Consider the following 11833-nt stretch of genomic DNA (forward strand, 5'->3'; position numbering starts at 1 on the left):
GACCGCAATGGGTCTGGACCGAAGTGGTGAGCGGTGATTTATGCCCGAAAGGGTACTCTTCAAAAGCCTTTCCCTTTTTAAACCAGAGTGACGTGCAAACCCACACAAAATGGAAGAGAACCAAAGTTAAAAGTCGAAAGTAAAAAATCGGCTAGTGGCTATTGGCGCTGGGCGAACACTGACAGTCTCTTTCCAACTCTCCAACTCCCGATCTCTCCAACTTTCCAACTCTCATACAGGCATGTCAGTCCATTTTCTTTCGTGGAGGCACGAACCAGGTTGTGACCAGGGCGGTGGAACCGGCAACCAGGAAGGTAAGCAGGCGTGAGGTGATCTCTTTGTCCAGCCCGCTGCTGATCCAGAATATGGTAAAAACCATGCCCACGACAATGGTAATCAGGGCGGCCCGGCCGTGGAAGCGTTTCCAGAACAGGGACAGCAGAATCACCACGGAAAAGGTGCCGCCGATTCCGGCCCAAACGTAACTGACCAGGGTAAAAATCAGTTTGGATGGCGAGAAATAGGCCAGTATCAACGCCACAATGGCCAGCAGGGCGGTGATGACCCGCGAGTATAGCAAACCGTCCACTTTACTTCCCATTTGCTTGCGGGCGGGTTTGATCAGGTTTTCCGATAACTCCGTGGCCGACAGGATCAAGAGGGAGTCAGCCGTGGAGATCATGGCGGCAATGGCTCCGGTAATCAGGACGGCCGCGATGGTCGGGGGGAACAGCTCAAGAATCACCGCGGGCATCACGTATTCCTGGTCTTTCAGGCCACCGGGACCGAATATGGCGAGTCCGATCCATCCCAGGCAAAGGGCGCCGATGTAGGCCACAATGGTCCAGGCGATGCCGATGTTGCGGGCCTGCCTGGCCTGATGCGCGGAGCGGATGGCCATAAATCGCATGCTCAATTGCGGTTGACCACCCAGGTAGCCGAAGAACCATGAAAATCCGGCGGCAATCACAATGCCGGCGCCGAATCCCGATGCGGCGCCGGTCAGGGAATTGAAAGATGGGCCGGCCGCGGACAGGGCGCCGCCAATGGAATTTGCGAACAATCCGGGGTGGTTGGCGATGTAAATGACACCGACAATGGGTCCCACCACCAGGGCCGTGATCATGACTACGGCCTGTATTACGTCCGTATAAACAACACTGCGGAAGCCGCCGTAAATCGTGTAGGGCACGATGATCAACGCGGTGACGAGCATTCCCAGCCGGGGGTCGATACCGAACATGGTGTGTAGCGTTTTTCCGCCCCCGAGAAATTGCGCGCCTACGTAAAAGAAAAAGAAAAAGACAATGGTAGTGCTGCCCACCATGCGGATTTTTTTGCCTACTTCCCTGTGCTTTTTGGCGATGTACTCGGTGAAAGTGTTTACATCGTATTTCTCTGCTTCATCTCGCAGGCGCCAGGCAATGGCGACCCAGGCGGTAATGATTCCCGCCACGCAACCAATGGCCGTCCAGATTTCAGTCAGGCCCGTGGCATAGGCTGCACCGGGAAGCCCCAGCAGGGCCCAGGAAGATTCGCCGGTGGCCCGCTCCGATAGCGCGCCCGCCCAACCGGGCAGGTTGCGACCGGCAATGGCGTAATCGGACCCGGTTTTGACCTTGCGTCCCTGGTAAAGCCCCCAGAGGATCAATAAGCTCAGGTAGGCAATCATTACGGTCAGAATTTGGGTGGTTTGCGCTTCCATGAGACACTCCTTGCTCAGTCCCTATTCTAGCGGAAGGCGAAAATGGATTTCAAGGGGAAAGATGAAGTGTTGAAAAGAAGCTGACAGGAGACAGGAGCCTGTCGAAAGTCTAAAGCTGAAAGTCGAAAGTAAGAAGCCTACTTTTTTTCTACCTTCTACGTTCTACCGTTTGCAAGTACCAAAATGGCGGGAGGCTCTCTCCAACTTTTAAATGAAAAAATTTGGCAGGTGTCCGGACGGGTGACTTCTGCGGTTGCGCCTTAGACGGGTATTTATTCTGCGGGTAGGTGAAAAAGGAAGCCCGCCCAATGGTCCCGGCTGAGGCTGGCGTCCAGACAAAGGCGCGTGTCCCATGCAAACCCGGCTTTGGTGAAGAGCTCACGGGCGGCGGCCTCGGTGATGCGGTAGACCGTGCGCCGGATTCGGTCGTTACCTACCTTGGGAAAATGGGTTCGTGGCGATAATCCTTCCTGCATGATGGCCAGGAAATAACCACCTGGAACCAGCAGGCTACGGATTATTTCCCCGGCCAAAGGCAGGGATTCAGGCGAGAGATGGATCAGAGAGCCACTGGCGAATATTCCGTCAAAAGGCCCAAAGTTCGCATCCAGATTCAGAAAATCCATGACGTGGAAGTCGGCTTTCGGGACGCGTTCCCGGGCCACGGCAACGGATGCGGGGCTGATGTCGATCCCGGTTACTTGTGCACCTTCCAGGACCAGGCGCCGTGATTCATGTCCTGTGCCGCAACCCAGATCCAGGACCCGCGGGGTTGACCCCATGCGGGCGATAAAGTCGCGAATAACCGGCAAAAGAACGGGATTGGCATACCATTCATCGGCCGTGGTTGGGCCCGTTTCGTCGTAGTATTGGATGATGTCGCTTTTTTTCACGGTTTGTCTGCGAGTAGGGCCGTAGCCCCTTGGCACGGAACCATTTTTTCCACCCGTATTATACCAAAACCACGCCCTTACGGCAAGTTAACAGTTGCAAACCTCTTTTGTGCGCAGGCAATTGAGAATAATAAAATTTCCGGGTTGACCTTTTTTTGCGGCGGTTTCATAATCGTTTAAGGCAAAAGGCAGGTCTTTCAGTTGCAGGTAAAAAATCGGGAGGGTGAACGGTTATGAAAAAAATGAATTTTCTCTACGCGGGCATTGTGTTGGTTGTTGCGGGTTTCCTGGTGCGGGCAATCGGGTTGCCTCCGCAGGAGGCGACTTCGCTGGATATTGCCTCAAATATCGTGTTTGTGTTGGGCGTGTTAATGATATTGATCGGCGTGGTCCTTGAAGAGAAAAAGAAGCGCAGAGCGAAACGCGAACAGGACTGACAGGACCTCGGGATTCGGGTGCACCCGGCTGTGCCGTCCGGAATAATCACGGGTGAAATGGATCTGCCAGGATCGCGGATTAAGCGGCTTCGCCGTCCCATCCGGCCAGCCGGGCCAGGAGCCACCAGAATGCCCTGGCCTTGAGACGGCAACTCTCCAAAATGGTGTGACCCGCTTCATCACCATGATAGCGGGGGTGTTCACAGGGCACGCCGTTTTCAATATGCTGTTCACCGTTGTACCAACAGTCCAGGTCCGCAAAATCAAACAAGACCTTGTCATTTTCTCGACAGAAATCGCGAATCTGTTCGTTGCGGTCGAAACGGTTCCGTTCCGTAGACTGGGCGTTGCCGGTCATGTAGACAAAAGTCACATGGGGATACTCGCTTTCCAGTTGGGAAATGGCATTCAGATATTGGCGGGTTTCTTCAGTGGTAAAATAATCCAACTGGCTGCACCAGGCCCAGCCGGATACTTCAACGGCAAAACGGTCCAGCACGCGGCGCGTAAGGTTCAGGCCGTCGTCTCCCTGCCAGTATAATTCCGGCGTTACGTAGGTTTCGCACCAGTCCCCCATCTGACCGTCCATCAAGCGCAGATAGCGGTTATCCTCGGGTACCCGGCAATAATCCGGAAAGAAGGCCAGTTCGGGAAATGCAGCATCGAGGAGTTCTAGGCCAACAGTGATCTGGGAACCGTGGGACGTGTGTGCGTAGTGCACGCGCACGGTTCCCCGTACGGCTTGGATCCACTGCGCAGGAATCCGGCTAATATCAGTATGTCGGTGGTCAACAACAATGGCGGCGCTCTCAGAATCGTCCGGGTCGTCGTTAACGGGTGGGGGAAAGGAGCGCTCCACGGCTTTGCAGCCGGCCAGAACCAACATAACGGTTAACGCAGTCAGGGACGCAATTCTGCTCACGCAGGCCTCCTTCAGGAGAATGGTTTCCAATTAATAGCATACTAAATCCGAAGCGGATATCTCAGGATAGGTCCCGGCAAAAATGGTTTTATCGACGGGTGCGGCGGTGAGTGGCTGGAGAAGAAGAGGAAAAGTAGCGTTGTCCTTCGGGTGTCAGGCGCACGTACCAGTTCCAGTCTTCGCTGCGGGTTTCCAGCAGGCCGCGTTTTTCCGCTGCTTCCATCAACTTGCGCATTTTTGAGAAACCGTACTCGCGGATGTCGATGCGGTTGTTTTTCATTTCCTGGGCCACGATAGAGTAGCCCACCCAGTCCGCGTCGTCCTTGTCCTCGCTCTTGTGAATGGTTTCCAGCAGGTTGTATATGATGAAGGGGAGGCGGATGCGGGGGTCACCGTTGGGACTCTCTCCGGGGGTGATGCGCACCACCATTTCATTGGCGGCTGTTTCCAGGTGCAGTTGGGGATCCCGGTCCACGGCTTTGAGCACAAACGACTTCCAGGAACGGAAACCCAGGCGCCGTTCATCGAAATTCGGATTCAACAACTTGACACGGACCTTGAGGGGACCGAGCAGGGCGGGTTTCTTGCTCTTTTCCATGAACTGGGCCGCTTCCTTCAGCAAGGCAACGGCTTCCTCCATGGACAAACGCGTGGTCTCGGACTCTTCTCCCCCGGATTCGTCCAGGGTGTCCGGAATCAGGTCGCGGTAATCTTTGTAGGAATCGGCCAGCATTAAGAGGTCTTCGCTGGCGCTTTTGGAATCGCAGATAATGATGGTTTCGATTCCGTGTTTTCGCAGGCTGAGCAAAAGCGGGCGAAAATCGGCATCACCGGTGACAAGAACCAGATGACGGATGTGGGGATATTGAAAAATGAGTTCAATGGCGTGCGTGATGAGAGTGATGTCGGCGCTGTTTTTTTTTGACTTGGGCACGTGAATCATTTCAAAAGAATGATCCGCCAGGATCTCGGAAGATTTTTTCAGGTGGGTGCGTGTCCAGTCGCCGTAAGCCATGGCCACCGCGATACGACCTTTTTCACTGGAAAAATCCATGAGTCCGTTGATAAACATGGAATCGTGGTGGGGCGTAACGTTCTCCACGTCCCACAAAATGGCGATGGATTCGTTCATGGGTCTCTCCAGAATCTGAACTATAGGGGCATTGTACTCCCAAACGCCTTTGGATGCCAGTCCCTAGATTAGATTCATAAAAAGAGGCCGGATAACATGGGGAGCGAAAAGTTGGGTGCGGCAGGGGGGGGATCCTGCCGCACCCGGGGGGGAGGGAGTTATTTGAGAGAGATTTCTCGATTATTAGGTGTAAAAGAACACGAAGTACAGATGCCAGCTCGCGATTGGTGCAGCGCCAAGAAGTTCTCTTCTCCAATCATCAGATGGATTATAACCCAATGAGGTACACTTTGCAACAAAAAACGATAAAAAACTATCGAAAAAATAAAATTTTTTTGGGCGAATGATTTAAGATCAACGCGGGTCGGGTAATCATTACGGCGGGATCCCGGAGGGGAGGGGTTCTCCCCTCCGGGAGTGGATTTGAATTACGGCTTATATCTTGGTCTTGAAATCGATCTTGGCGGTCAGGTTGATATAAAAATCGCTGTCGTGCTTGATCCCGCTGTCACCCTCACCAAAAAATACGTACTTGACGTTGGGTGAGAACTGGATCATTTTATGGATTCTAAAGTTCATGCCAGCGATAACGAAGCGGGCCTTGGAGTTGGCGCATTCGATGGGCACGTAGCCGCCGGGGTTTTTGAAATTCTCGTTGGTCAGGTGGTCGTAGCGCACAAACAATTCAGACTTTTTGCTCATGTTCACCACGGCGAAGGCGGAGATGATGCCGTTGTTGGTGCTATCGCCGGTTTCCGGAGCAATGTCCAGGTAGTGGTAGCCCACGCCGAAGCGGCCCCAGTCGCCCTTCAGGCCGCCGAAGAGGGTCAGGTTGGTGTAGTCCTTGCCGTTGTCGGCCGCATAGTAGCCGTTCAGGTCCAGGAACAGGGATTTGGAGTCATAGCCGATACGGCCGTACACAGCCTTGCCCTTGTTGTCCTCGCCTTTGTTGGAGCCGTAGTTGCCGTACATAACGGTGTAGACCAGGCCGCTCTTGGTATTGCCCGTCAGGGCCACACCGAAATCCCGTGAGGAGGCGAATTTGAAAAAGTCTTGGGCGGTCTTCTCGATGTAGCGGTAGCCCCAGAACTTTTCGATGCGATCAAAGCTGGGGGGCTCAATGATGCCCATGATCAGCTGCAGGTCGCCTCCCAGCTTCCCGGCCAGATGGGCGTTTTTGATGTACGGATCCATGGTGCCCTCTTTAAAGGCGGGCGAATTCATCTCAAAGCGCACACGGGCCGACCAGCCGTTGCCCAGGTCGGTGTTGTAACCGAAATAGATGCGGCGCAGCCAGAAACCGTGTTGGCCGTCGATGGCGTCGTTGTGGTTGCTGCCGGTAATGTAATATTCGGGGAGTATGTATCCCTTGATGTCGTCGGCATGCCCCATGACGCTGAATGAAGCCAGCGAACAAAGCGCAATACAAAACAGGGTCACTTTTTTTAACATGATTCCTCCTGAAAAATGGATTTGAATGGATCGTAATCCCGGGAGATGAAGGTCCAATGAAATCAGGGTTAATTTAGGGTTAAACTTCAAAAACAAAATGGCTGAGTCGCCGAAAAGATGGCGGGGTATTGAGCGTCAGGAGGACGGTGCCAGGGGCAGGCGCACGGTGAAGGTGGTGCCGTGGTGGGGGGTGCTGTTTATGCTGATTTCGCCCTCGTGCAGCATCACGATATGCTTGACAATGGAAAGCCCCAATCCGGTGCCGCCGTTTTCCTTGGAGCGGGACGCATCCGCCACGAAAAAGCGTTCAAAAACCCGTTCCTGAAGGTCAGCGGGAATGCCGATTCCCGTGTCGCTGACTTCCAAAACCACATGAGAAGCTTCCGCCTTTAAGCGAACGGTTATGCCGCCGCTCTCCGTGTACTTGACCGCGTTGTCAAGCAGGTTGACCAGCATGTCTTCCAGGCGGGAGGAATCACCGTTGATCGGGGACATCTTATCGCAAAGGTCAAGCGTCAGCTTCAGGCCTTTCCGGTGAACGGCGGTTTCAAACATGCGTGCGGTATCTCGCACCAATTGCGAAAGAGAGACTTCCCGGGTATTCAGGCTGAAGCTCTTGTCTTCCATGCGGGAGAGGAGAAGCAGGTCCTGGATGATATGGATCATGCGATCGGCGTTGCGGCGGATGATTTCCAGGTAGCGCAGACCTTCCGACCCGCGGACCTCGGCTTCCAGGACTTCGAGAAAACCCTTGATGGAGGTCAGGGGGGTTTTCAGTTCATGCGAAACATTGCCCACAAAGTCACGTTTCATGGTCTCCAGTCGGCGGCGTTCGGTGATGTCCAGGAAAGTGACAACGAAATCACCTGTACCGGGAAGCAGGGTGAAGTTGACCAGGTAATTGCGGTCCGCCGATTCCATTTCCCGGGAGTGATTGCGCGGGGCGGCAATCAGGGATTGAATGGTTTGGTAAAATTCACTGCTGCGCAGTACTTCCCAGTACTTCTTGCCGGTGGGGGATTCATCGTCGACCAGTTTGTTGAAACTCAGGTTGGACATGAGCACGGTGCCGTCATGGGTGATCACGGCCAAAGCTTCGCGCATGGCGGCGAATATGGTCTCCAATTGTTTCCGTTGTTGGGCCATCTCATTAATCATATCGGATTGACGGCCGACCATGCGGTTGAAACTGGTGGCCAGCTCACCCAGTTCGCCCCCGTCAGAAACGTAAACCCGGGGTGTAAAGTCGCCCTCGGCTACTATGCGGGCGGCTTGGGCAAGGCTCTGGATCGGGCGTGAGATCCGCCGGGAATGGATATAGGTCAGCAACAGGGATAAGGGGAAAAGTGAAAGCAGGATGGCGGTAACGCGCACCTCGAGTTCATGTCGAAGGTTGCGGATGGATTCCATGGTCATACTGATTCGCAACACTCCCGCGATTTCCGATTCTAACTGCAGCGGCAGGGCGATATAGAGCGTATCCGCCATGATGGTGCGGCTGAAACGTTGCCGGCTCGAAGCATCGCCGGCCATGGCCTCGGATATTTCCGGCCGGTCGAGATGATTGTCCATGTTATCCGGCATGGCCTTGGAATCCGCCAGTACACTGCCGCCGGGAAGGATCACACTGATTCGCGCGTTTATGGATTTGCCCATCTGTTTGGCCCAGGCGTCCAGGACGCCCGGTTCTTTTGCCAGTTTTTCAATCACCGTGGGCTGCAGGGAAAGGCCCAGTCGTTGCAGATGATTCTGGAGATCGTTCTTGTGCCAGCGTTTCAAACTGGCAAAGGTAAAAACGGTGATCAGGGCTACGGCGCTGATCAATATGAGTGTACCGGTCCGGAACGTCTTTAAAAAGATGGTTTTTTTCATGGCTCGATCTTGTAGCCGACTCCACGCACGTTCTGGATCATGTCGCCGTATTTGCCCAGTTTGTCGCGCATGTTCTTGATATGCACGTCAATGGTGCGGTCGATAACAAACTTTTCGTCACCCCAGAGGCGGGACAACAGCTTTTCGCGGCTGAACACCCAGCCGGGGCGCTCAGCCAGGACACTGAGGATAATGAACTCTGTTCGGGTTAACTGGATCCTGTCTTTGCCGGCAATCACTTCATGGCGGTTCAGGTCGATCGAGAAGCGATCATTCACGGTGATGCGTGAAGCGCTGCCGCCGGTTTCGCTGAGGCTGCGGCGCAGCACCGAGCGGACTCGGGCCGTGAGTTCCTTGGTGGAGAAAGGCTTGACCATGTAGTCGTCTGCGCCCAGGTCCAAACCCCTCACGATATCGTCTTCTTCGCTTTTTGCGGTTAGCATCAGAATGGGGATATCTTCCCAGCGCCGGTTGGATTTGATTTTCTTGCAGATCTCAATGCCGCTGATATCCGGCAACATCAAGTCCAGCAGAACCAGGTCGGGGCGTTCCTCCTGCAAGTAATGAAAGAACGGTAAGGCGGCTGAAAAACTCTTCACCGTGAATCCCGCTTTCTCGAGGTGAACACGGATCAACTCTTGAATGTCCGGTTCATCCTCAATGGCGGCGATAACGGGTTGCTGATTGTCCATTGATTGATCTCCCCTGCGATTACTGAGTGCAACATAACCCAGAATGAAAGGTATCTCAAGTCTGTTAAGAAAATATGAAAAAACCGAGAAGAAGAGTTGAAAAGAAGGTGACCCACCTTCGCCAAGGCTTCGGCGGGCAGGCAGGCAGGGGTAGGTCGCGAACCGCCCGTGTGAGCGGCAAGAGGTAAATTAGTCGAAAGTTGAAAGCAATAAGGCAAACCCTTGTGATGCTTTTTTCAACCTTTAATATTCTGCGAGTTGCGCAGTGGCCAGGGGGGGGCTTTTTTATTCCTTATTCTTTATTCAGAGCCTGATGGGCAAGAGGCCAATGGCGAGTGGCAAGGTGACACGATGAAAAACTCTTTTTTACTTCTTACCTGCATTAGTCAACTCTTCAACTTTTATTCATCACTAACGGGTGGACCAGCCTCGCCGGGTAAGAGTCAAACCGGCTATGGTAAAGACCCAGATTGTGCAGACTGCGCTGAAAAGAGAGAAAAATACGACATAGGGGAAATCGCGGTGGCCTTCAATGCGGATGTAGTAAAGCATGTAGAAAAAGCCGAATAATACGGTATAAGCCAGGGCGCGGAACAGGAAAGAACTGTTGATCAAGCCGGAAAAGAGAAAAAAGTAAAACCAGATGAAGTGTAGCAGGATCAGCGAAATGGTAGTGGAGAATTCAAAAAACGGCAGAAAACGGTTGCCCCGGCGCCTGGGATTGAACATGAAACCGGAAAAAATCGCACTTTCGCGAATATTGCTGCGCGCCCAGCGGGTCAACATGCGCAGCATTTTTCCCGGCTTTTCCGGCACCACGGTGTGACAAACAGCGTTCTGCTGGTAGACGGTGCCCTGTCCGGAGCGCAGGATGTGGTTGGTCAGGCTGCGATCCTCGCCATAGGTGCACGACTGATTAAGGAAAGTCTGTTCCCGCCACTGGTCAATCACACCGGATAAAACGGAGCGTCGGTAAGCCGAAAAAGCGCCGGAAAGGCAGAGCACGTTTTTAAATGTGGTTTGGACGGCACGGGTGTAGTCAAACGCCATGGCGAAATGGGCGTTGAGCATGCGGGTAAAAATGTTGGCCCGGTAGTTGTCGATACGAATTCGACCCGTGGCCGCGGCGATTTCGGGTTTCAGGATAAGTGCCGCCAGGATGCCGCGTAAGGCGTTCGGTTCCAGTCGCGTGTCTGAATCAACAGTGACAAAAAAGGGCGTGTGACAAGATTGAAAGGCGTGGTAGATTCCTTCGCGTTTGCCGCGGTTTTGATTGAATCTCACCAGCCGGATGCGTCCGGGAAAGCGGTCCTTTGCGCGCTGCATATGGATCCAGGTGTCGTCTTGAGAGCCGTCGTCAAGGGCGATGATATGAAGCCGGTCCGGCGGGTAATCGCTTTCAGCAATCGATATCAGGGAGCGGTAAACGCCGATGCCTTCGTTGTAGGCGGGAACCGCTATGGTGACATGGGGCCAGTCTGAGTCGGGGATGGCTGCGGCGGAAATGGGGCGGTAACGGAACCACAACCAGGTTCGAACCACCAGCGAAGATACAAAAATAAGTCCGGAGATAAAGAGTAAGTAGCGCAGAATGACGCCCCGGGTTCCGGAAAACTCCGCGGCGCGCCAGGTGAAAAAGATGTTTTCCCGGACCGCGAACCAGATTACCGTAATGCCGAAGACCAGGACCGCGATACGAAACAACGGTTCAAGCAGTTCCCAGTTTACCGGGCGCTTCTGCTGAACCAGCGCGGCCTCTTTGCTATACAGTGTGGACATGTTTTTGGTTTACCCCCGGGTCTGTTTCCGGAATCGTCAACGGTGACGATTGAATTATAGCAGAAAAAGATGGGTGAACACAACTTTTCCACAACAACGCAAAATAGCCGGGCCGCAACGGAGTTGCCGGAATCTATTATATGATAAGCAAACACTAAGATATTTATGATGATATTATAATAAAAAAGTTGACAAAACACAGATGGTATACTATATTAATCATGCAAGCCTGATAGGGCAAAAAATAGAACCGCTGTCAGCGGTAAAGAGGAGGCGAAAATGACTTTAGTACGATGGAGACCTTTTGGAGACCTGCTTAACATGCATGACAAAATCAATCGCTTATTCGAGGACGAATTTCTGCATGACAAGGAGCAGGGCCTGGGTGTGCGGCCATGGACTCCGGCAACCGATATCTATGAGACCCAGGAAGAGTACGTGTTCCGGCTTGAACTACCCGGCATCAAAAAGGATGAAGTCAAGGTGGAATTCGATGGAGACACCCTGACCATCACCGGCGAGCGCAGGGAAGAAAAGGATGTCAAGAAAGAGAATTTCCATCGCATTGAGCGTCGCTGCGGAACTTTCAAACGTTCGTTCAGCATTCCCAAGAATGTTGACGGCACCAAGATCGCGGCAGCCATGAAGGATGGAATCCTGGAACTGAAAGTTCCGAAAGTGGAAGAGTCCAAAACCAAGGCGATTCCGATTTCCGTTAAGTAGGGACGATCCATGCAAACCCAAGGGCGGCTGCGGCCGCCCTTTTTTTTTATTAAACCCGCATTTCTCACAATAATCTGAAACAGAAAGTTGAAAAGTTGGGATTTATTACGTTTTGTGTGGGTAAATACACATTGGTAATTGGTAAGCGGTTGTGAGTATGAGTACCCGCAGGGCATAAAGCATAAGCGAACGCAAACGTAGGTTCCGGGGACCCATGGTCTGAGAC

The 11833-nt window shown here is 53.2% G+C and carries 10 protein-coding genes; 2 read left to right on the forward strand and 8 right to left on the reverse strand.

The features are described 5' to 3' along the window. Positions 1-244 precede the first annotated feature (244 nt). Positions 245-1705, reverse strand: a complete 1461-nt coding sequence (locus ENN40_07670; GenBank protein HDP95221.1) for a sodium/proline symporter — start codon at positions 1703-1705, stop codon at positions 245-247. A gap of 272 nt (positions 1706-1977) precedes the next feature. Next, positions 1978-2598 (reverse strand): class I SAM-dependent methyltransferase, encoded by a 621-nt coding sequence (locus ENN40_07675; protein ID HDP95222.1) that lies wholly within the window; start codon positions 2596-2598, stop codon positions 1978-1980. A 233-nt stretch (positions 2599-2831) separates the two neighbouring features. Between ENN40_07675 and ENN40_07680 the strand changes: the two genes are divergently transcribed. After that, positions 2832-3035 (forward strand): hypothetical protein, encoded by a 204-nt coding sequence (locus ENN40_07680; GenBank protein ID HDP95223.1) that lies wholly within the window; start codon positions 2832-2834, stop codon positions 3033-3035. A 79-nt stretch (positions 3036-3114) separates the two neighbouring features. On the opposite strand, the gene ENN40_07685 is transcribed toward ENN40_07680, so the two are convergent. From ENN40_07685 to ENN40_07710, 6 genes are all read right to left on the reverse strand, one after another. Next, positions 3115-3957, reverse strand: a complete 843-nt coding sequence (locus ENN40_07685; protein HDP95224.1) for a hypothetical protein — start codon at positions 3955-3957, stop codon at positions 3115-3117. A gap of 88 nt (positions 3958-4045) precedes the next feature. After that, a complete protein-coding gene (locus tag ENN40_07690; GenBank protein HDP95225.1) occupies positions 4046-5089 on the reverse strand; it encodes an NYN domain-containing protein in 1044 nt (347 codons plus the stop codon). Between the two features lie 435 nt (positions 5090-5524). Beyond that, complete coding sequence (locus ENN40_07695; protein ID HDP95226.1) at positions 5525-6541, reverse strand: hypothetical protein; 1017 nt, start codon at positions 6539-6541, stop codon at positions 5525-5527. 135 nt (positions 6542-6676) lie between these two features. Next, entirely contained in the window at positions 6677-8413 is a 1737-nt protein-coding gene (locus ENN40_07700) for a HAMP domain-containing protein (GenBank protein HDP95227.1), read from the reverse strand. After that, the gene (locus ENN40_07705; protein HDP95228.1) at positions 8410-9105 is read right to left on the reverse strand and encodes a response regulator transcription factor; all 696 of its coding nucleotides are present in this window, start codon (positions 9103-9105) and stop codon (positions 8410-8412) included. Before ENN40_07705 ends, ENN40_07700 begins: the two co-directional genes overlap by 4 nt. Positions 9106-9516: 411 nt before the next feature. Continuing rightward, entirely contained in the window at positions 9517-10884 is a 1368-nt protein-coding gene (locus ENN40_07710; GenBank protein HDP95229.1) for a glycosyltransferase family 2 protein, read from the reverse strand. A gap of 279 nt (positions 10885-11163) precedes the next feature. Here ENN40_07710 and ENN40_07715 point away from each other — a divergent pair, with 279 nt between their 5' ends. Further along, entirely contained in the window at positions 11164-11607 is a 444-nt protein-coding gene (locus tag ENN40_07715) for an Hsp20/alpha crystallin family protein (GenBank protein HDP95230.1), read from the forward strand. The last annotated feature ends 226 nt before the right edge of the window (positions 11608-11833 follow it).

The organism is Candidatus Aminicenantes bacterium (genome assembly GCA_011049425.1).
Classification (GTDB): domain Bacteria; phylum Acidobacteriota; class Aminicenantia; order UBA2199; family UBA2199; genus UBA876.

Bases quoted from the DNA above. Each gene is read 5' to 3' on its own strand.
- ENN40_07705 (HDP95228.1), bottom strand. From the start codon at position 9,105: ATGGACAATCAGCAACCCGTTATCGCCGCCATTGAGGATGAACCGGAC.
- ENN40_07695 (HDP95226.1), bottom strand. From the start codon at position 6,541: ATGTTAAAAAAAGTGACCCTGTTTTGTATTGCGCTTTGTTCGCTGGCT.
- ENN40_07700 (HDP95227.1), bottom strand. From the start codon at position 8,413: ATGAAAAAAACCATCTTTTTAAAGACGTTCCGGACCGGTACACTCATA.
- ENN40_07690 (HDP95225.1), bottom strand. From the start codon at position 5,089: ATGAACGAATCCATCGCCATTTTGTGGGACGTGGAGAACGTTACGCCC.
- ENN40_07710 (HDP95229.1), bottom strand. From the start codon at position 10,884: ATGTCCACACTGTATAGCAAAGAGGCCGCGCTGGTTCAGCAGAAGCGC.
- ENN40_07715 (HDP95230.1), top strand. From the start codon at position 11,164: ATGACTTTAGTACGATGGAGACCTTTTGGAGACCTGCTTAACATGCAT.
- ENN40_07670 (HDP95221.1), bottom strand. From the start codon at position 1,705: ATGGAAGCGCAAACCACCCAAATTCTGACCGTAATGATTGCCTACCTG.
- ENN40_07680 (HDP95223.1), top strand. From the start codon at position 2,832: ATGAAAAAAATGAATTTTCTCTACGCGGGCATTGTGTTGGTTGTTGCG.